Consider the following 18,291-nt stretch of genomic DNA (forward strand, 5'->3'; position numbering starts at 1 on the left):
GGGAGACCGGCGAAAGGGTCTGCGATGGCGACGTTCTTCGAGAAGTTCACGCCCCAAGAGGTGGCGAAGATCAGCGGCGTGGGGCGCCGGGTCAAGCTGCCCGAGGGCTGGTCCCCGATCTGGGAGGACACCCCGGCCGACAAGGCCTACATCATCCTCAACGGCAAGGTCTCGATCCGTCACGACGGCGCCGAGATCGCCCAGCTGGGCGCCGGCGACATCGTCGGCGAGGCGGCGATCATGGGAGGCACGCTGCGCACCGCGTCGGTCGTCGCGCTCACCCCGCTCGACACGATCCACCTGACCGACGAGACGCTGCGCGAGCTCGACGCCGAGATGCCGTCGTTCCACGAGGCGCTGGTCGAGGTCGCACAGTCCCGCATGCCGCAGGACTGACCCCCGCAGGTGACGTCGGACGAGACGCCCCCGGGGTCGCTCGACGCCCTCGAGGCGAAGCTGCTCGGCGCCGCGCCGGCGCTCACCCGCGTCGAGGTCGCGGAGCGCGCGGGCGTCTCGCTCGACGAGGCGATCCACCTGTGGCACCTGCTCGGGTTCGCCCAGGTCGGCGACGACGTCCCGGCGTTCACCGACGCTGACGTCGCCGCCCTCGAGCACACCAAGGCGCTGATGGACCTCGGCATCCTCGACGAGGAGCGCCGCGACGGGCTGATCCGCACCTGGGGGCGCAGCTTCGCCCGGCTCGCCGAGTGGCAGGTCGCGCTGCTCACCGACGTCGCCGCCGAGCTCGGGGTGTCCGCGACCGAGGGCGGCGTCACCCTCGCCGACGAGGTGCTGCCGCGCGTGCAGGACCTCCAGTCCTACGCCTGGCGCCGCCACCTCTTCAGCGCGTGGTCCCGGGTGGTCGTCGACCACGCCGGTGCGTCGTCCACGCGCGCGGTCTGCTTCGTCGACATCGTCGGCTACACCTCGCGGTCGAAGACGATGTCCGACCGCGACCTGGTGACGTGGCTCGAGCAGTTCGAGGCCACCTGCCTCGACATCGTGCTCGAGCACGGCGGCACGATCATCAAGAACATCGGCGACGAGCTGCTCATCGTCGTCGACTCCGCCGCCGGCGCCGCGGCCATCGCGCAGGAGCTGACCCTGCGCGGCGACGACCCGGACGACCCGTTCCCCGAGGTCCGGGCGGGCGTGGCGTACGGCGACGTCGTGCTCCGCCTCGGCGACGTCTACGGCCCCACGGTCAACATCGCAGCGCGACTCACGTCGGTCGCGCGGCCGGGCACGGTCCTCGTCGACGAGGGCATGTACGGCGCCCTGACGGGCCGCGACGTGGGTGGCGACGACGAGCACGACCACGGGGACCGCGACGACCACGACGAGCACCACGAGGGCGGGGCGCCGTACCGCTTCCGCCGCCTGCGGCGGCTGTCGGTCAAGGGCTACCCGCGGCTGCGGGCGTGGAGCCTGCGCCCGGCGTGAACCTGCCGGCCTCCGTCAGCGGATGGTCACCTGGCGGTTGGCGAGGCCCGACCGGGCGGAGCGCTCCTCCGGCGTGAGCTCGGACTCGTCCGCGAGGGCCTCATCGAGGGCCGCCTTGAACGTCGAGGCGGCCTCCTCGAGGGGCTCGGGCCCGGTGCCGACCGGCAGGTCCCAGACCGGTGCGAGCAGGCCGTGGGCGCGGAACATCCCGACCAGCCGCGCCTCCGGGACGATCACGTCCTTGCCGGCGACGTGCAGCCGGGCGAGTGCCGTCAGCAGCTGGTCCTCGGGCGCGGGCATCACCCAGCGCAGGTGCTCCTTGGCGCCCATCCGGGTCCAGTACGCCGCCTCGACCTCCGTGAGGCGCGCGGTCGGCGCGGCGGCGCCCTCCGCCTGCTCGAGCGCGGCCTTGAGCTCGTCGGACTCCTCCATGTCGGAGACCCAGTAGTCGAAGCCGTCGTGGACGGTGATCGCGAGGGGCTCGTCGGCGAGCAGGTCCTGCAGCCGCGGTCCGGCGCCCGGGTCGTCGGTGATGCCGACGGCGCCGGCGCCCGGCTCCGCCGCGAGCGCCTCGAGCAGCACCGCGGCCAGGTCGCGGGAGACGTCACCGAAGCCGTGCTGCACCTGGAGGCCGAGCCAGACCTCCCCGCTGTCGCGGACCATCGCGGGAGCCGCGCCAGGGAGCAGCGTGTTGAGGCGCACGGCGCGGTCGGCGTACTCACCCTGGAGCGGGAGTGGCGCGGTCGCCGCGGGCACCAGCTCGCGGAGCGCGACGATGTCGCACTCGGACGCGAGTCCCTCGAACGGCCGCTTGACGAACACCTGGCCGCCGCCCGGCGCGCCGTGGCACGCCTTGTAGCGCTTGCCCGAGCCGCAGGGGCAGGGCTGGCGCGGGCCGACCTCGCCCGGGGCGGTCTCGGTGCGGGTCTTGGTGCGGGACTTCTTCGCCATGCCCGGAAACCTACTTGGCGTCCCGGTCGCGGCGGTCGAGCAGGTCGACGATGTGGTCGGGACGGTCGGTGATGACCGCCTTGACGCCGAGGTCGATGCAGCGCTGGAGGTCCTCGTCGTTGTTGACCGTCCACACGTGGATGTCGCGGCCGCTGCGGCTGATGCTGCCCGCGATGCTGGGCTGCTCGCGGAGCAGCTTGATGCCCGGGCCGACGATCCAGTCGCGACCGATGACCCGCCGCAGCATCGGCCAGGTGGAGCCACGGTCGAGCAGCTGCACGAGCTGCACCTCGGGGGCGAGCCGGTCGACCCGCTGGAGAGCGGTGAATGAGAAGCTCATGATCCGCACCGGCGAGCCGGCCGTGTCCCAGCCGAACTCGCGCAGCATCTCCACCAGCCGCTTCTCCACGAGGCCGCCGTAGCGCGTCGGGTGCTTGGTCTCGATCGCGACCTCGACCCGGCGGTCGTAGTCGGCGACCGTCTCGAGCAGCTTACGCAGCGTGAGGACGCCGTCGCTCTCCTCGTCGCGGTCGGGTGCCTCGTCGTCGAGGTCGGCCCAGGGGTTCTTCCACGTCGCGAAGTCGAGCTCGGCCAGCTCGGCGAGGTCCATGGTGGAGACCCGCCCGCGGGTGGAGGCGGTACGGCGCAGGGTGCTGTCGTGCACGCACACGAGGTGCCCGTCGGCGGTCAGCCGCACGTCGCACTCCAACCCCTCCGCGCCGTGGTCGAGCGCGGCGACGTACGCGCCCAGGGTGTGCTCGGCGTTCTCGTGGCTGGCTCCCCGGTGCGCGACCACCTGGGGGCGCAGTGCGCTGGTCACGGCCTCAGTCTGGCAGGGGATCAGGGTGGGACCGGGGTCGTTCCCCGATGTGTTGCCAGGAGTTCCCGCGCACACTGGATGTATGTCGAACTACCAGCCCTACCAGCCCAGCACCTACTCCGGCGGCGGCCGCGGCAAGCGCCTGGTGCGCCGTACCGACGACAAGATGATCGCCGGCGTGTGCAGCGGTCTCGCCGCCTACACGGGCCTGGACGCCAACCTCATCCGGATCGTGCTCGTGCTCGCCGTGGTCTTCGGCTTCGGCACCGGGATCGTCCTCTACGCCCTCGGCTGGCTGCTGATGCCGAAGGCCTGAGCTCACGGCTGGGTCGTGCTGCCTATCGTGAGCCAATGACCGCAGCCCCCACCGACGACCTGGTCGCGCGGCTGCGCGCCGCCGGCTGTGTCTTCGCCGAGGACGAGGCGGCGGCGCTGCTCACGTCCTTCGTCGAGCCCGTCGCACTGGAGGGCGCCGTCGCCCGCCGGGTCGCTGGCGAGCCGCTCGAGCTGGTGCTCGGCTGGGCGGACTTCGCCGGCGTGCGGGTGCTCCTCGAGGCCGGCGTCTTCGTGCCACGGCAGCGCACGGCGTACGTCGTGGACCTCGCCGCCAGGGTGGTCTCGCCCGGCTCGGTCGTGGTCGACCTGTGCTGCGGGTCGGGCGCGCTCGGCCTCGCCCTCGCCTCCCGGATCCCCGGACTGGTGCTGCACGCGGCCGACGTGTCGCCCGTGGCCGTGGCCTGCGCGCGGCGCAACCTGGCGCCGGTGGGCGGACAGGTGCACCTCGGTGACCTCGACGCCGCGCTGCCCGACGGCCTGCGCGGCCGGGTCGAGGCGATCGTCGCGAACGTGCCCTACGTGCCGTCGGAGTCGGTGGCGCTGATGCCGCGTGAGTCGCGGGAGCACGAGCCGCTGTTCACCGTCGACGGCGGAGCCGACGGGCTCGACATTCTGCGCCGGGTGGCCGGGCTGGCGCCGCGGTGGCTGGCGCCGGGAGGGTCGCTGTTCATCGAGACCTCGGAGGCTCAGGCCGATGCGGCGGTGGCGGCCTTCGCCGATGCCGGCCTCGGCGCGCGGGTGCACCACGACGAGGAGCGCGGGGCCACCGTGGTCGCCGGTCGTCTCCGCGGTTGATCACTGTCACCAGGTGACCGTGATCAACCGCGTTGTCAGCCGCACAGCGGGCACCCGTGGGCCGCTCCGTCCCAGCCGAGCGCGTTGAGGCCCGCGCCGATCTTCATCGCGGTCGAGCACGGGCGGTCGAAGACCTGCCCCCAACCGAGCCGTGTGGTGGCACGCGCCGCCGCGAACACGTCGAGGTCCCGCTCCATGTCGCGGTCCCGCTGCCACACCTTCGAGTGGAAGAGTCGTCCGTCGAGCTCGACCACCGCGATCCCACGGAGATAGACCGCGTCCCGGTACAACGGGCCCTTGTCCGACTCGCGGAACTGGCGTTGCCCCGTGGGCAGGCCGTGCGGTCGCTCCACGCGCGCGACATATCCGTGCTCCAGCGTCGAGCAGGTGCCACCGGCGACATCATCGAGCACCGATGCCAGGAAGTGCCGGCGTGCGATCCGGGGTGGTCGGCCAGCGCTGCGATGAGGCGGTCCGCGGTGGTCTGCCGACCGCCGACCGCGTCCGCGAGGTACGCGACTGCATCAACATCGCGGGACGCCCGCGCCGCGAGCCCGATCGTCGCGTACTCGACACGCTCCCTCGGCGGCGAGGTGTTCCACAGCACCGACCGGTCGAGGTCGGCGACCCGGTGCAGGCGGACGCCAGCCGGCTCGACGAGGTGCCGATGTCTGTCGACAGCGACGTCGATGGGCTTGCCGTCGTCGTACGCCGAGCGTCCCGGGCCGTCAGCTGCTCGGACCGCGGCTGCGAGGCAGAGAGCCGAAGGCGAGGCGTAGAGGGTCGCGGCCCAGGCCCGTTGGATCCAGCTCAGGGGTCCGGTGTGGTTGACGTAGACACCCGGGTGCACCTTCGCCAGCTCCCGACGACGCAGCATCCGCCGCAGGTCGTTGTCGGTCAGCCCTGCGGCGCACAGCTGGCTCCGGCTCACCACCCCCGCTTGGAGGTCGAGGAGCCTGCCGAGCTCGGACCTGGACATGCCAGGAACCATGTGGTGGGTCCCTGACGCCTCGCAACGGGCGCCGGCCTTGCTTGTGGATGACCGCCTGAACGGCTCCGCGGTTGATCACTGTCACCAGGTGACCGTGATCAACCGCGTTCGGCCAGCAACCCGCCCAGGAACTCCAGCTGCGCGGGAGCCATCCGGCGCCAGTAGCCGAGGTCGTGGTCGCCTCGCTCGAACCCGCCCTCGGGCCGGGTGTCGAATCCGTCGACGTAGTCGCGGTTGGCGGCGTAGAACGGGTCACCCTCGCCGCAGTCGATCCGGATCGCCATCCCGTCGAGCTCGTCCTGGCGACCGAACGGGTGCACCGCCTCGAAGTCGGCCTGGCTGGCGAACGCCCCCGGCTGGGCTTCGTCGGGGTCGCGCCACAGGGCCGCGCTGATCGCGGCGACGCCGGCGACGCGCACTGGCCGGAGCAGCCGCGCGAGGTGGAGGGCGCCGAGCCCGCCCATCGCCATTCGGCCGGGCTCGACGTCGGGCACCACGCCGTCGGCCCCGTCGAGGCCGAGCCGGTGGTAGAGCTGCCACCGGCCGGGCAGAACCTCGAGCTCCACACCGATCGCGCCCGCGACGGCAACGGCGCCCAGCGCACCGGTGCCCAGCAGGGCCGTCCGACGTGACACACCGCCCACGCCGGTCAGCCCAGCTGTCGGGTGGCCAGGAGGTAGGAGCCGGCGAACACCACGGCGAGCACGACGACGAACAGCACCACCGGCAGCAGCCAGGAGCCGCCCTCGTCGGGCTCGGCCAGGCCGGTCGCCTCCGCGGCCGGGAGCCGCCGCACTCCCCCGCCGGCGCCCATCGGGTCGGGCATCGGGCGGGGCATCGCGCCCCGCACCCCGTCGGGCTGCACGTCAGGGACCGGGTCCGGCGGCGGGGGCGGCGGGGGTGCCGGCAGGGGCGTGGCGGCCGCGGCGCGCCGTACGGCCCCGACGAAGGACGCGACGTCGGGCCAGCGGTCGTCGGGGTCGGGCTCGAGGGCGCGGAGCAGCGCCTCGTCCCAGGCCGCGGGCACGTCGACGATCGTGGACGGCGCGGGCGGGAGCGAGGCGGCGCCGACGGCGGCCAGGCCGCCCTGGCGGACCAGGCGGGCGGTGAGCAGGTGGTAGCCGACCGCGCCGAGGGCGTGGATGTCGGCGCGCTCGTCGAGGCCGAAGCCCTGGGCCTGCTCCGGCGCCATGTAGGCGGGCGTGCCGACGACCTGGGTGAGCCCGCTCGCGTGCAGCATCGCCTTCGCGACGCCCAGGTCGGCGACGAGCACGCGGACGTCGCCCTCGGGCGTGGACCGCAGCAGCAGGTTGGCGGGCTTGAGGTCGCGGTGGATGACGCCGTGGCGGTGCAGCACCGTCACGCCGGCGGCGGCCTGCTCCAGCACGTCGGCGACGCGGTGCGGCGGCACCGGCCGGCCCTCCTGCAGCACGGTCGACAGCGAGCCGCGGTCGGCGTACGACATGACGAAGTAGGGCGTGCCGTCGACCTCGCCGATGTCGTAGACCCGCACCACGTGGTCGGAGTCGGCGCGGCGCAGGATCCGCGCCTCCTCGAGGAACCGCTCGCGCACGTCGTGCCGGACCGCCCAGTTGTCGGCGAGCGCCTTCACGGCGACGTCGGAGTCGAGCTCGTCGTCGCGGTAGCGCCAGACCGTCGCGAACCCGCCCACGCCGATGCGCTCGACCCGACGCAGGCGACCCAGTCGCTCCGGCAGTGACATGTGCGTAGTCTGCCCTCGTGGACGCGGATCCGCAGGACCTCGACGAGCTCGCGCTGCGCGCCGCCGCCGGCGACCGCGACGCTCTGGAGGACGTGCTCGCCGCCGTGCAGCCGCGGGTACGTCGGATCTGCGGCCGGATGCTGCTCTACCCCGAGGACGCCGAGGAGGCGACGCAGGACGCGCTGCTCCTCGTCGCGACCAAGATCCACACCTTCGAGGGCAAGAGCCGGTTCACGACCTGGCTGCACGCGGTCGCGTCCAACAGCGCCCGCGGCACCTACCGGTCCCTGAAGCGGCGGGCCGCCGAGCGCGCCACCGACGAGCTGCCCGTCAACGCCGACCCCCGCACGACGAGCGTCATCGCCGGGAGCCGGCTCGACCTCCTCGAGGCGCTCGAGGTGCTGGCGGCGTCCAACCCCGAGCTGGTCGAGCCGCTGGTCCTGCGCGACGTGCAGGAGCTCGACTACAACGAGATCTCGTCACTGCTCGGCGTGCCGCTCGGCACGGTGAAGTCGCGGATCCACCACGCGCGGACCGCCGTACGGCCGCTGCTCAAGCTGCACGACCAGTAACGGGCGCCGGCCTCAGCCGACGTTGTTGATCAGCCAGGTCTGCTCGCGGTAGGCGTCGAGGAGCTCCTCGTGCGCGGGCTCGGTGTCGTGCACCGCGCGGAGGGACTCGGGCGCGACGGGCGCCGGCAGGGTGCGGAACCGCTCGTCGGGCCGCTGGTCGGTCATGGATCCAGCGTACGCCGCCCCGCACCCGCCGTCAGCCCAGCGCCAGCGTCGCGCCCTCCCACCGGCGCCGCAGCCAGCGGTCGTGGGAGGCGACGACGACCGTGCCGGGGCTGGCGCCGACCGCCTCCTCCAGCTCGCCCACGAGCGTGAGCGAGATGTGGTTGGTCGGCTCGTCGAGCAGCAGCAGGTCGGGCCCCGCGGCGACGGCCACGGCGAGGGTGAGCCGGCGGCGCTGGCCGACGGAGAGCAACCCGACCGGGCGGGCGTGGTCGCGCGGGTGCAGCAGGCCGAGCTCGCGGAGCGGGCGCCCGTCGGCGAGCTCGTCGCCGACGAGCGCGCGGTAGGTGTCCACAGCGGATCGACCGGGGTCGGCGAACTCCGGGTCCTGGGTGAGCTCGGCGACGCGGCGCGCACCGACGTCGACGGCGCCCCCGGTCGGTGCGATCCGGCCGGAGAGCACCCCGAGGAGCGTGGACTTCCCCGACCCGTTCGGCCCGGTGAGCAGGAGGTGGTCGCCCGCGAGCAGGTCGAGCCGCGGCAGCGCCAGGCGGCCGGCGACGACGAGGTCCCGCGCCACGACGACCCGCCCGCCCGCGGCCGCGCCGGTCAGCGCGGTGCCGAGCCGCAGCGGAGCCGGCGGCTTGCGCACCTGCTCGCGCTCGGCCTCCTCGAGCCGTCGCTGTGCGTCGCGCTTGCGGCGGGCGAGGGTCCGCTCGACGTTCTGGCCCTTGAAGTGGTGGATGAACTTGTCGCCGTCGGTCGGGCCGCGGCCGGGCGCGATCGTGCTGGTGCCGATCCGGGTCGCGGCGCGCAGCCGGTCGAGCTCCTCCTGCTGCGCGACCCACGCCTCCTCCCAGCGCAACCGGGCGTCGCGCCGCGTCTGCTCGTACGCCGTCCAGCCCCCTCCGAAGCGCCGTCCGCCGCGCCCATCGGTGCCGAACGCGGTCGGGTCCAGGTCGACCAGGTCGGTCGCGGCGTCGTCGAGGAACACCCGGTCGTGACTGGCGAACAGCACTACGCCGGGCAGGTCGGCGAGGAACGCCGTGAGCACCTCGACCGCCGCGTCGTCGAGGTGGTTGGTGGGCTCGTCGAGCAGGAGCGCCAGCGGGCGCCGGGTCATCATCGTGGCGATCGCGAGCCGCGTGCGCTGGCCGCCGGACAGGCTGCCCACCCGCCGGTCGTGGTCGAGGGCGTCGAGCCCGAGCTGCTCGGCCGCCGCCAGCGAGCGCCGGTCGGCGTCCCACGCGTCGTGGTCGAGCGCGAACTCCAACGCCCGGGCGTACGCCGCCTCGGCCTGCGGGTCGTCGAGGCGCTCGGCCAGCCGCTCCACGGCGGCGACGGCGTCGCGCAGCGGCCGCAGCGTCATCGCGAGCACCTCGGCGATGGTGTGAGCGTCGGAGAACGGCGGCTCCTGGGTCAGCAGCACCAGGTCGTCGGGCCGGGTGATCTCCCCGCTCGTGGTCGCGCGGGCCGGCAGGTCACCGGAGATCGCGCGGAGCAGGGTCGACTTGCCGGCACCGTTCTCGCCGACCAGGCCGATGCGACGGCCCGGCTGCGCGGTGAGGTCGATCCCATCGAGGACGGTGCGGCCGCCGTACGAGACGACGAGGTCGCGGACGACGACGGGCTGGAGGGCGGGGACGGAGGAAGAAGACACGGCGGAGACCTCGAGGTCGGAGGGTGACTCGCCGGGCGGGAGCGCCGCGGGCGCGAGTCGTCGTCAGCCGTGGATGAGCATGATGCGTCGAGTCTACGAGGGCGCCGGGAGCCGGCGCCAACGGTTATCCGGCGTCGCGGAGCAGGAGCAGCGTGTAGGCCGCGAGCGACTTCGCGTCGCACAGGGTGCCGTCGAGGATCATCCGCTCGACCTCGGCGCGGGTGAACCACGCCGCCTCCATGTCCTGCTCCTCGGGCTCACGCGCGTGCTCGCCCTCGGTGAGGCCGGTCGCGAGGTAGGCCGAGCAGCGCTGCGTCAGCGTCCCCGGCGAGGAGTCGAACGTGCCGAGGTGGGTGAGACTCGCGGCCACCAGCCCGGTCTCCTCGCGGAGCTCCCGCTCGGCCAACGCGGCGACGTCCTCGCCCTCGTCGAGGGTGCCGGCGGGGAACTCCCAGCGGCGGGCGCCGACCGGGTGCCGGTACTGCTCGACGAGGTGGAACCGGTCGCCGTCCATCGGCACGATCACCGCCACGTCGGGCCCCTCGACCACGCTGTACGGCCCGGTCGAACCGTCCGGCCGGCGGATCAGGTCCTCGCGGACCGAGAACCACGGGTTGGCGTAGACCTGCTTGCTCTCGAGGGCTTCCACGCGCCCCATGGTGGCCGGGCCCGCCAAGACTCCCTCACGGCGGCGGCTCGGCCGGGTCGGGCGACCGGACGTCGGCGACCGCCTCGGCGTGCTGGCGGAGCTCTGCACGCGCTTCGTCGTCGGCGGACTCGAGTGCGTTCGCCGCCAGCGCGACGTGGTCCCCGGCGTCGATCAGCTCGCCCGACGTGTCGCTCAGGAGCCAGCCGACGCGGTCGCGCAGGGCCTTCCATGCGTCGAACGGTCCGTCCCTGCCGACGCCGCCGACCCGGTCCGGGCGCAGCCAGATCGCGTTGTCGGGCGGCAGGGCCGTCCAGGAGGCCGCGGCGTCGCCGACGCGATCGCCGATGGCGCTCAGGTGCCCACCCGCGCGGCGGAGCCGCGGGAAGTCGACGGCGACCTCGTCGGGACCCACGAACTCCGCGGGGTCGGAGGCGGCGACCACCTCGGGCCCGGGCAGGTTGAACGTGGTCCGGTAGGAGTCCGGCGGGTCGATGAGCGGCTCCTGGTAGGACCAGCCGAGCGCGATGTCGATCGTGCCCTGGGCCGTGCCCTCCTCGAGGGTGATGTAGTTGCGCACCTCCTGGAGGGCCGCGTGGATCTTGTGGACGATGGTGCTGGAGGAGGCCTCGGAGAGCGCCACCGAGATCTCCTTCTCGAGGGGAAACCGCTTCTCAGCCATGTCCTCTAGCGCTCCCTGGACCCCCAGGAGCGCGACGCTCGCGAGTCCGGCCGCCGGCCCGAGGCTCGGCACCAGCCCGACGAAGGAGAGGATCGTGCTCCACATCGAGATCGCGTCCAGCCGGTCCTCCACCGTGCCCTGGCCACGGAGCACCTGCGTGGCGAGCGCGCCGAGGTCCATCACACCGCGCCGCGCGCACTGCCACATGTCGCCGAGCCCGTCCAGCTCGGCGGCGACCAGCTCCGCGAGCCAGGCCTGCTGGACCAGCGTGCCCTCGAGCGGGATGACGTAGCGGGTGGTCAGGGCCTCGACGGCCCGCCCCGTCATCGGCGGCGGTGGGCCGGCGGAGTCGGGGTGGACCGAGGAGCCGGGGACGCCGAGGCTCCACTGGAGGTCGAACAGCAGCCCGGCGTGCTCGGTGACCTCCGCCAGCGCACGGACCGCGTCGCGCTGTTCGCGTGCTGCGGCCCAGAAGTCCCGCTCGTCGGGAAGCCGGTCCCAGTCGGTGAACGCCTCCTCGATCGCGTCCGCCCAGCGCGCGTAGAACCCCTGTGGGTGAAAGCCGGCGCCCGACGGGGCTCCCCACGGGTCGAAGGTGTGCACCGGGTCGCCGCGGTAGTCCTCGACCACGGCCGGCGTGGTCGAGGCGCGGGCGCGGGTCACCGGCGGGAGCCGGTAGTGGACCATCGCGGGCCGGAGGTCCTCGGGCACGAGATCCGGCTGGTGAGGTACGTCGCGGGCATGGTCGAGCGCGAACCAGTAGCCCTGCTCCGGACTGCCGTGGAAGCACGGATCGGAGGTGGCCGCGCGGACCGCGTCCTTGATCGCCCGGTCGATGGCGGCGCAGGCGAGCTCCCACGTCATCGCGTCGAAGCCTTCTGGGGTGTAGGGATGCCTTCCGGTCATGGGCACCACCTACCGACGGGCGGGCGGGTGACCGCGCGGGGTCGCCCGACGTGTCCGTTCGTCAGGCGGACGTGTCCGGTTTGACCGGGTGTCAGGCCTGCGTGCGCAAGTAGCGCCCGAAGTGGGGCACGGTGAACGCGATCCGCCCGCGCTCGCCGGAGTAGATCAGCCCCTTCTTGAGGAGCGCGTCGCGCGCGGGCGAGAGCGACTGCGGTTTCTTGCTCAGCACGGCGGCGACGTCGGCGGTCGCGACCGCGCCCACCGGGTCGGCGCCCAGGTCGGCAGCAGCGTCGGCCATCGCCCGCAGGTAGTCGCGCTCCCCCGGCGTCGCCCGCTCGAACCGCGAGCCGAAGAACCCGACCGCCAGTTCGCGCTCGGCCTCGGGCGCGGCCACGGCCACGTCGGCGGCGGTGATCGGAGAGCGGGGGGCGAGGTCCCACACCGCCTTGCCGTAGGCCTGGATGAAGTAGGGGTAGCCGCCGGTCGCGTCGTACATCGCGGCCAGCGCGTCCTCGTCGTACGACGCCTCCTCCTCTGCCGCCGGGGCGACGAGCGCCCGGTCGGCCTGCGCGCGCTCGAGCCGGTCGATGCGCTGGTAGGAGAAGAGCCGCTCGGAGTAGGACTTGCTGGCCGACAGCACCGCCGGGAGGTGGGGCAGTCCGGCGCCGACCACGATGACCGGGAGCCCGCTCTGGCTCAGCTCGTGGCAGGCCGCGCACAGCGCCGAGACGTCGTCGGCGCCGAGGTCCTGCATCTCGTCGATGAAGACCGCGACGCCCTTGCCGGTGTCGGCCGCGAGGCCGCCGACGTCGGAGAGCAGCTCGACGAGGTCGATCTCGACGTCGCCGGAGTCGGCGCGCCCGCGCACGGCGGGCGCCTCGATGCCGGGGCTCCACCGGTCCCGCAGCTTGGCGTCCGCGCCGGCGTCGCGCTGCACGAACGAGCGGATCACGCCCAGCACGTGGTCGGTCTCCGACTGCTCCGGGTGCCCCAGCTCGCGCACCGCCTGGTGCAGCGCGCTGGCGAGCGGGCGCCGCAGCGACTGGTCGGGGCGCGCCTCGAGCTTGCCGGTCCCCCAGCCCTTACGCACAGCGGCACCGCGCAGCGCGTTGAGCAGCACCGTCTTGCCGACGCCGCGCAGGCCGGTCAGCACCAGGCTGCGCTCGGGTCGGCCGCGCTGCACGCGCTCGAGCACCACGTCGAACGCCGCGAGCTGCTCGTCGCGGCCCGCCAGCTCGGGCGGCCGCTGGCCGGCGCCGGGCGCGTAGGGGTTCCGGATCGGGTCCACGATCGGACCGTATCCGGGTATCTAGGCGATTCCTTAGACCCGGCTAGCGTGTCGCATCGTCGGTCGGCAGCCGTACGGCGGGCTCAGCCCGCGTCGGACAGCGCCGGGCGTGGGCTCATCCCCCGCCGGTGCTGGTCGCGCAGCACGTCGACCAGGGTGTCGACCAGGTCGGGGACGTCGTCGACCGGGAGCCGGAACGTCCCGGTGCAGACGTTGCCCTGCCACAGCGAGAGGACGACGACGCCCTCGGCGGCCTCCGGGTGCCAGCTCACGCGGAGCGCGCGCTCGTCGCCGCGGGCGTCGAGGTAGATCGAGCCCGTCCGCGGGAGCGGGCGTGCGGCCGGCATCTGCACATGATGCGCCTGTGGCGGCGATCTGTCACCGGTCGTGTCACCGGGCCTGACCTTCGGTCCCCGTGACGGCAGGGCCGACTACCCTGGCGCCGTGCCCGAAATGCCCGAGGTGGAGGCGCTCGCGCAGGACCTGCGCGGCCGCCTGGACGGGCGTGCGATCACGAAGATCCACGTGCCCCAGTTCAGCGCGCTGAAGACCTACGACCCGCCGCTCGCCGCGATCGAGGGCGCGCTCGTCGACGGCGTGAGCCGGCACGGCAAGTTCCTCGACATCGAGGCGAGCGGCCTGCACCTGGTGCTCCACCTCGCGCGCGCCGGGTGGGTGCGGTGGAAGGACGAGCTGCCCGCGCTCCCACCCCGCCCGAGCCAGAAGTCGACGCTCGCCGTGCGCGTGGTGCTCGACGAGCAGGACGGCGTCTCGCCCGGGCTCGACATCACCGAGGCCGGCACCAAGAAGTCGCTCGCGCTCTACCTTGTGCGCGACCCGATGGACGTGCCGGGCGTCGCGTCCCTCGGTCCCGACCCGCTGACCCTCGACTTCACCCGCGACGTGCTCGCCGCGATCCTCGAGCAGGAGGGCCGCAAGCAGATCAAGGGCGTGCTGCGCCACCAGGGCACGATCGCCGGCATCGGCAACGCCTACTCCGACGAGATCCTGCACGCCGCGCGGATGAGCCCGTTCAAGCCGGCCAACTCGCTGACCGACGACGAGCTGACCACGCTCTACGACGCCGTGCGGTCGACGCTCGGCGACGCCGTCGAGCGCTCCTCCGGCCTCGCCGCGAGCGAGCTGAAGAAGGAGAAGAAGACCAACATGGCCGTGCACGGCCGCACCGGCGAGAAGTGCCCGGTATGCGGCGACGTCGTGCGCGAGGTGTCGTTCGCCGACTCGAGCCTCCAGTACTGCGCCACCTGCCAGACCGGCGGCAAGCCGCTCGCCGACCGGCGGATGAGCAAGCTGCTCAAGTAGCACGGGGAGACCAAACGGGGCTGATGGGGTCACACCCGCATCTCGAGTGGCGCGGCGTCTCACGCGTCACGGCATCGGTCGCGGCCGGCGTACCAATCCTGAGTCAGGCGGGGCCAAGGTTGACTCCTGGTGCTGTTGGGACCCCGCCTGCACCGTTTGGTCCGCAGCTACGGCGCTGGCCGCGACGCGCACGCGATGCAGGTCCGGGCCACCGGACGAGCCTCGAGCCGTCCCTCTCCGATCGGGCGGCCGCACACCTCGCAGGTGCCGTAGGTGCCGGCCTCCACCCGAGCGAGGGCCGCCTCGATCTCGGCGAGGTGGCGCCGCGCCTGGCCGACGAGGGCGCCGACCTGCGACCGCTCGAACGCGATCGTCGCCCCCTCGGGGTCGTGCTCGTCGTCGGCGTTGGTGTCGCGGGAGGCCGCGACGAACGACGCGTAGTCGTCGGTCAGGCTCGCCAGCCGCCGGAGCGTCTCGTCCCGGTCGGCCGCGAGCAGCTCGCGCGGATCCACCTCGCGATGCTCGCACCCGTCGCCGACAGGCGTCAGGAGGCGACCCGCGCCACCGGCTGCCGGAGGATCGTCCGCAGCCGCGCCGGCTCCACCCGCCGCGGGTCGCTGAGGTAGATCTCGTGGTGCCGGCCGGTCATCCGCAGCCCGGCGCCGGGGATGAACCGCTCGTGCATCTCCTCGAGCACCGGCGCCTCGTCGTCGTAGGAGCCCACGTGCAGCGTCTGCACACAGAGGCCCTCGTGCAGCACCTCGAGACGCACCCGGCCCAGGCTGGCGGGCGGATCCTTCCGGCCCACCTCGGCCACCGCGGCGTCGTACATCTCCCGCGTGATCCAGTCGGGCACCAGGATCATCGCGGTCCAGTGCCACCGCGACTTGTCGCGGGCCGACGTGAACGCGGCCATGTCGTCGGCCCACCACAGCGCCTCGAGCGGCATCACGACGTAGTCCCGCTCCAGCTCCCGCTTGCTGGCGAACTTGAGCTTGTAGGCGACCGGGTAGAGCGCCGCGAGCGCGGCGGCATACTCCGGCGCGGTGTTGGGGTCGCCGTGCCCGTCGACCATGAGGTACGACGCCGCGGGCACGTCGAGGACGCGCAGCTCGCCGCGGCGCGCGCGGTAGGAGTCGAGCTCCTTCTTCAGGTCGACCTTCATCGGGCCATCATCGGCCCTGTGTGAGACTCGATGGCGTGAACGTGCCGACCGTCGCCATCACCGGAGTGCCCGACCCGCTGCCCGAGGGGCTCGCCGTCCTCGACGTGCGCGAGCCCGTCGAGTGGGAGGCGGGGCACATCGAGGGAGCCGTGCACATCCCGCTCAGCGAGCTGGTCGAGCGCCGGGGCGAGGTCCCCGACACGCAGACGCTCGTCGTGTGCAAGGTCGGCGGGCGCTCGGCGCAGGCGGTCGCCTACCTCGCCCAGCAGGGCTACGACGTGGTCAACCTCGACGGCGGCATGCTCGACTGGGAGGCCGCCGGCCGGCCGATGGTCAGCGAGTCGGCCGAGGCGCCGTACGTCCACTGACGGACCTCACTCCTCGCACGTGCGCAGGAACCAGGTGCTCGCCGTCGTGAAGAGCTCGGTGTCGCGCGGCGAGAGGTCGGTCGCGACCGCCTCGAGGTCCTCGTAGGTCGGGTGCTCCGGCAGCGACAGGATCCGCTCGGCCAGGAGCTCGACGCCCGCCCACACGTCCGCAGGCACGCCCGCCGGTCGCTCCGCGCCGGCAAGCTCCTCGGCCCAGCCGCGCATCACGGGCGCGAGCTCGTCGACGACCTCGTCGGTGTCCGCCGACGGGTCGATGCCCGCGACGGCTGCGGCCATCTCGACGTACGTCGCGCAGAGCTCGGCGACCGCAGGGGGCAGGCCGTCGGGGACGACTGGCGGGGACGACGGGGACGGCGATGCGGTGGCCGTGCTCCCGGCGGCGGACGTCGGGTCGGCCTCCGGGTCGCCCGGGTCGGAGCACGCAGTCGCCACGCAGAGCGCAGTGGCGACCGCGGCGACTGCGGCGAGACCGCGCACCCCTGGGAAGACCACTACCCCAATTTGCCGCAGAGCTGGGCGGCCTCCTCCGTGAACGTGCGGGACTGCGCCTCCTGCTCGTCGGTCACGCCGGGCAGGTTGGCGGCGCCGTCGAGCCGCGCGAAGTCGCGGTGGTCGAGCGCCAGCAGCGAGTCGGTGAAGATCGCCAGGCCCTCCGTCGCGTCGTCGGAGAGGTCGCCGGGTGCGCCGATGGCCGACAGCTCCTCGAGCCCGGACCGCACCTTGTCCCAGGCCTCCTCGGACGGCTCGGTGGTGCCGAGCGTCGCGAGCTCGGTCAGCGCCTCCTCCCACACCGGGCAGAACGCCTCTACCGTGGCGGCCGCCGGCGAGCCCGCGGCGTCGTCCGGCTCCTCGTCCGAGCCTCCGCACGCGGACACCGCGAGGGCGACCACGAGAGCGGTCCCGACGCCGGGCAGGAGGGTCCGAGGAAGACGCATCCCCCGATCATCCCGCAGCCCCGGGACGCGCGACGGCCGGCCCCGCAGTGCGGGACCGGCCGTCGTCGTGGTGCCGGGTGACCGGTGGCTACCGGTCAGGTCACTCGGTGGGGGCATCCTCCAGGAGCTCGTCGGCGTCCGGGACCTCGGTGCACTCGGTCACGGCGTACTCGACGAAGGCCTCGGCCTTCGCGCTGTCGTCCTCGGACACACCGGGGATCTGGTCAGAATTGAGGTCCTCGGTGCTGGCGTCGGCGACCGCGTCGACGAAGACCTCGAAGCCCTCGCGCTGCTCCTCGGAGATGCCCTCGGGCGTGCCGACGTCGCCGAGGTCGGCGACGGCGTCCTGGAACGCCTCGAAGTCCTCGTCGGTCGGCTCCTCGGTGTTGGTGAGGTTCTCGAACGCGTTGTTCCACGACTCGCAGAACTCGTCCTTGGACGCGTTGTCCGGGGCGTCCGCGCCGTCGCCGCCGCCACCACAGGCGGAGAGGGAGAAGGCGAGAAGGGCAGCGGCTCCGGCGGCTGCGGCAGGGCGCTTGAAGCGGGTCATGGTGCGAGGTTTCCTTTCGAAGGGCCGGTGCGGCGCACGCGGCTGGCAGGGCTCTTTGCGGCCCGAGCCGTTGAGTACGGCCCGGGTCCTACCCGGGAGCACACCTGACTATGCACCGGTTTCGCATCGGATCGCAGGAGCCGTCTAGACCAGGGCGCGTCCGGCGCCGCCGGGCCGGAGGAACGCGGCCGGCAAGGGCGCGTCCAGCAGCTCCGGCAGCAGCTCCAGGTACGCCGCCCGCGAGACCTCCGTGACGCCGAGGGTCCCGAGGTGCGGCGTCAGCCACTGCACGTCGACGAGTCGTCGTACGGCGCCCGCGTCCTCGCGGAGCAGCTCGACGAGGCCCGTGAGCGCCACCTTCGAGGCGTCCCGCTCGTGGTGGAACATCGACTCCCCGGCGAACAGCCCGCCGATCGCGACGCCGTACAGGCCACCGGCGAGCCGGCCGTCGCGCCACGCCTCGACCGAGTGCGCCCAGCCGAGCCGGTGCAGCGTCCCGTAGGCGTGCTTGATCCGCTCGTCGATCCAGCCGTCCGGGCGGCGCGGGTCGGCGCAGGCCTCGACGACCGCGTCGAAGGCGGTGTCGACGCGGATCTCGAAGTCGCGCGCCGACCTCCGCAGCGACCGGGAGACCTTCAGCTCCTCCAGCCGCAGGACGCCCCGCCAGCGCGGGCACCACCAGCCGATCCGGCGCCGGCCGTGCGGCATCGGGAACAGCCCGACGCGATAGGCGGCGAGCAGGGTGCCCGGCTCGAGGTCGGCCCCGATCGCCACCAGGTCGTCGTCGTGGTCGAGCGCCGCGAGCTCCTCGCGTGACGGCAGCGTCCACGGTGTCGGCGGCGGCTCGATCGGCACGAGACCGACCGTAGTGCCCCTGTTGGTCGAGGTGTCTCGTGACGCTCGCGGGCGAGCTCCTCGACAACCGGGCGACGGCCGTCACGAGACCCCGTCTGC

24 protein-coding genes and 1 pseudogene are annotated in these 18,291 nt (G+C 73.5%); 7 read left to right on the top strand and 18 right to left on the bottom strand.

All coding sequences use genetic code 11. From position 1 onward, the window contains the following. The first annotated feature begins 24 nt into the window (after positions 1-24). Together HNR19_RS20575 and HNR19_RS20580 are read left to right on the top strand one after the other, a co-directional pair. Positions 25-396 (top strand): Crp/Fnr family transcriptional regulator, encoded by a 372-nt coding sequence (locus HNR19_RS20575; RefSeq protein WP_179669691.1) that lies wholly within the window; start codon positions 25-27, stop codon positions 394-396. 9 nt (positions 397-405) lie between these two features. After that, positions 406-1,443, top strand: a complete 1,038-nt coding sequence (locus tag HNR19_RS20580; RefSeq protein WP_179669692.1) for an adenylate/guanylate cyclase domain-containing protein — start codon at positions 406-408, stop codon at positions 1,441-1,443. A 15-nt stretch (positions 1,444-1,458) separates the two neighbouring features. On the opposite strand, the gene HNR19_RS20585 is transcribed toward HNR19_RS20580, so the two are convergent. Continuing rightward, a complete protein-coding gene (locus tag HNR19_RS20585) occupies positions 1,459-2,394 on the bottom strand; it encodes a DUF5926 family protein (RefSeq protein WP_179669694.1) in 936 nt (311 codons plus the stop codon). A gap of 10 nt (positions 2,395-2,404) precedes the next feature. After that, on the bottom strand, positions 2,405-3,214 hold the full coding sequence (locus HNR19_RS20590) for a glycerophosphodiester phosphodiesterase (protein ID WP_343047301.1): 810 nt from the start codon (positions 3,212-3,214) through the stop codon (positions 2,405-2,407). Positions 3,215-3,296: 82 nt separating this feature from the next. Here HNR19_RS20590 and HNR19_RS20595 point away from each other — a divergent pair, with 82 nt between their 5' ends. Further along, positions 3,297-3,530 carry a PspC domain-containing protein gene (locus HNR19_RS20595; protein WP_179669696.1) on the top strand — a complete coding sequence of 78 codons (234 nt, stop codon included), beginning with the start codon at positions 3,297-3,299 and terminating at the stop codon, positions 3,528-3,530. A gap of 35 nt (positions 3,531-3,565) precedes the next feature. Next, a complete protein-coding gene (locus HNR19_RS20600) occupies positions 3,566-4,345 on the top strand; it encodes a putative protein N(5)-glutamine methyltransferase (protein WP_179669698.1) in 780 nt (259 codons plus the stop codon). Positions 4,346-4,380: 35 nt separating this feature from the next. Here HNR19_RS20600 and HNR19_RS23010 read toward each other — a convergent pair whose 3' ends face one another. The 4 genes and pseudogenes from HNR19_RS23010 to HNR19_RS20615 all read right to left on the bottom strand — a co-directional run bounded on the left by HNR19_RS23010 (position 4,381) and on the right by HNR19_RS20615 (position 7,059). Continuing rightward, positions 4,381-4,758: a hypothetical protein gene (locus HNR19_RS23010; RefSeq protein WP_246303560.1), complete on the bottom strand. Its 378-nt coding sequence runs from the start codon at positions 4,756-4,758 to the stop codon at positions 4,381-4,383. Positions 4,759-5,183: 425 nt separating this feature from the next. Further along, positions 5,184-5,336: pseudogene (locus HNR19_RS23740) on the bottom strand (hypothetical protein); the annotation flags it as partial. A 98-nt stretch (positions 5,337-5,434) separates the two neighbouring features. Then, on the bottom strand, positions 5,435-5,971 hold the full coding sequence (locus HNR19_RS20610) for an alpha/beta hydrolase (protein WP_179669700.1): 537 nt from the start codon (positions 5,969-5,971) through the stop codon (positions 5,435-5,437). Positions 5,972-5,985: 14 nt separating this feature from the next. Next, positions 5,986-7,059, bottom strand: a complete 1,074-nt coding sequence (locus tag HNR19_RS20615; RefSeq protein ID WP_179669701.1) for a serine/threonine-protein kinase — start codon at positions 7,057-7,059, stop codon at positions 5,986-5,988. 17 nt (positions 7,060-7,076) lie between these two features. On the opposite strand from HNR19_RS20615, the gene HNR19_RS20620 reads away from it, so the two are divergent. After that, positions 7,077-7,631, top strand: a complete 555-nt coding sequence (locus tag HNR19_RS20620; RefSeq protein ID WP_179669702.1) for a sigma-70 family RNA polymerase sigma factor — start codon at positions 7,077-7,079, stop codon at positions 7,629-7,631. A 12-nt stretch (positions 7,632-7,643) separates the two neighbouring features. Here HNR19_RS20620 and HNR19_RS20625 read toward each other — a convergent pair whose 3' ends face one another. The 6 genes from HNR19_RS20625 to HNR19_RS20650 all read right to left on the bottom strand — a co-directional run bounded on the left by HNR19_RS20625 (position 7,644) and on the right by HNR19_RS20650 (position 13,322). Beyond that, the gene (locus HNR19_RS20625; protein WP_179669703.1) at positions 7,644-7,796 is read right to left on the bottom strand and encodes a hypothetical protein; all 153 of its coding nucleotides are present in this window, start codon (positions 7,794-7,796) and stop codon (positions 7,644-7,646) included. Between the two features lie 31 nt (positions 7,797-7,827). Beyond that, positions 7,828-9,453 (bottom strand): ATP-binding cassette domain-containing protein, encoded by a 1,626-nt coding sequence (locus HNR19_RS23655; protein WP_179669704.1) that lies wholly within the window; start codon positions 9,451-9,453, stop codon positions 7,828-7,830. A gap of 124 nt (positions 9,454-9,577) precedes the next feature. Next, positions 9,578-10,102, bottom strand: a complete 525-nt coding sequence (locus tag HNR19_RS20635) for an NUDIX domain-containing protein (RefSeq protein ID WP_425490698.1) — start codon at positions 10,100-10,102, stop codon at positions 9,578-9,580. A 34-nt stretch (positions 10,103-10,136) separates the two neighbouring features. Continuing rightward, positions 10,137-11,687 (bottom strand): hypothetical protein, encoded by a 1,551-nt coding sequence (locus HNR19_RS20640; RefSeq protein ID WP_179669706.1) that lies wholly within the window; start codon positions 11,685-11,687, stop codon positions 10,137-10,139. Positions 11,688-11,778: 91 nt separating this feature from the next. Further along, complete coding sequence (locus HNR19_RS20645) at positions 11,779-12,975, bottom strand: AAA family ATPase (protein WP_179669707.1); 1,197 nt, start codon at positions 12,973-12,975, stop codon at positions 11,779-11,781. A gap of 83 nt (positions 12,976-13,058) precedes the next feature. Then, complete coding sequence (locus HNR19_RS20650; protein WP_179669708.1) at positions 13,059-13,322, bottom strand: hypothetical protein; 264 nt, start codon at positions 13,320-13,322, stop codon at positions 13,059-13,061. 97 nt (positions 13,323-13,419) lie between these two features. Here HNR19_RS20650 and HNR19_RS20655 point away from each other — a divergent pair, with 97 nt between their 5' ends. Next, on the top strand, positions 13,420-14,298 hold the full coding sequence (locus HNR19_RS20655) for an Fpg/Nei family DNA glycosylase (RefSeq protein ID WP_179669709.1): 879 nt from the start codon (positions 13,420-13,422) through the stop codon (positions 14,296-14,298). 167 nt (positions 14,299-14,465) lie between these two features. On the opposite strand, the gene HNR19_RS20660 is transcribed toward HNR19_RS20655, so the two are convergent. Then, positions 14,466-14,810 (bottom strand): TraR/DksA C4-type zinc finger protein, encoded by a 345-nt coding sequence (locus tag HNR19_RS20660; RefSeq protein ID WP_179669710.1) that lies wholly within the window; start codon positions 14,808-14,810, stop codon positions 14,466-14,468. A gap of 32 nt (positions 14,811-14,842) precedes the next feature. Then, complete coding sequence (locus tag HNR19_RS20665) at positions 14,843-15,463, bottom strand: GyrI-like domain-containing protein (protein WP_179669711.1); 621 nt, start codon at positions 15,461-15,463, stop codon at positions 14,843-14,845. 35 nt (positions 15,464-15,498) lie between these two features. On the opposite strand from HNR19_RS20665, the gene HNR19_RS20670 reads away from it, so the two are divergent. Continuing rightward, a complete protein-coding gene (locus HNR19_RS20670; protein ID WP_179669712.1) occupies positions 15,499-15,831 on the top strand; it encodes a rhodanese-like domain-containing protein in 333 nt (110 codons plus the stop codon). A 6-nt stretch (positions 15,832-15,837) separates the two neighbouring features. Here HNR19_RS20670 and HNR19_RS20675 read toward each other — a convergent pair whose 3' ends face one another. The 4 genes from HNR19_RS20675 to aat form a co-directional block, all read right to left on the bottom strand. Beyond that, on the bottom strand, positions 15,838-16,344 hold the full coding sequence (locus HNR19_RS20675) for a hypothetical protein (protein WP_179669713.1): 507 nt from the start codon (positions 16,342-16,344) through the stop codon (positions 15,838-15,840). Continuing rightward, a complete protein-coding gene (locus HNR19_RS20680) occupies positions 16,344-16,787 on the bottom strand; it encodes a hypothetical protein (protein WP_179669714.1) in 444 nt (147 codons plus the stop codon). Before HNR19_RS20680 ends, HNR19_RS20675 begins: the two co-directional genes overlap by 1 nt. A gap of 100 nt (positions 16,788-16,887) precedes the next feature. Further along, positions 16,888-17,337, bottom strand: a complete 450-nt coding sequence (locus HNR19_RS20685; RefSeq protein ID WP_179669715.1) for a hypothetical protein — start codon at positions 17,335-17,337, stop codon at positions 16,888-16,890. Positions 17,338-17,481: 144 nt separating this feature from the next. Next, the gene (aat, locus tag HNR19_RS20690; protein WP_179669716.1) at positions 17,482-18,192 is read right to left on the bottom strand and encodes a leucyl/phenylalanyl-tRNA--protein transferase; all 711 of its coding nucleotides are present in this window, start codon (positions 18,190-18,192) and stop codon (positions 17,482-17,484) included. Positions 18,193-18,291 lie beyond the last annotated feature (99 nt).

Source organism: Nocardioides thalensis, assembly GCF_013410655.1.
Taxonomy (GTDB): domain Bacteria; phylum Actinomycetota; class Actinomycetes; order Propionibacteriales; family Nocardioidaceae; genus Nocardioides; species Nocardioides thalensis.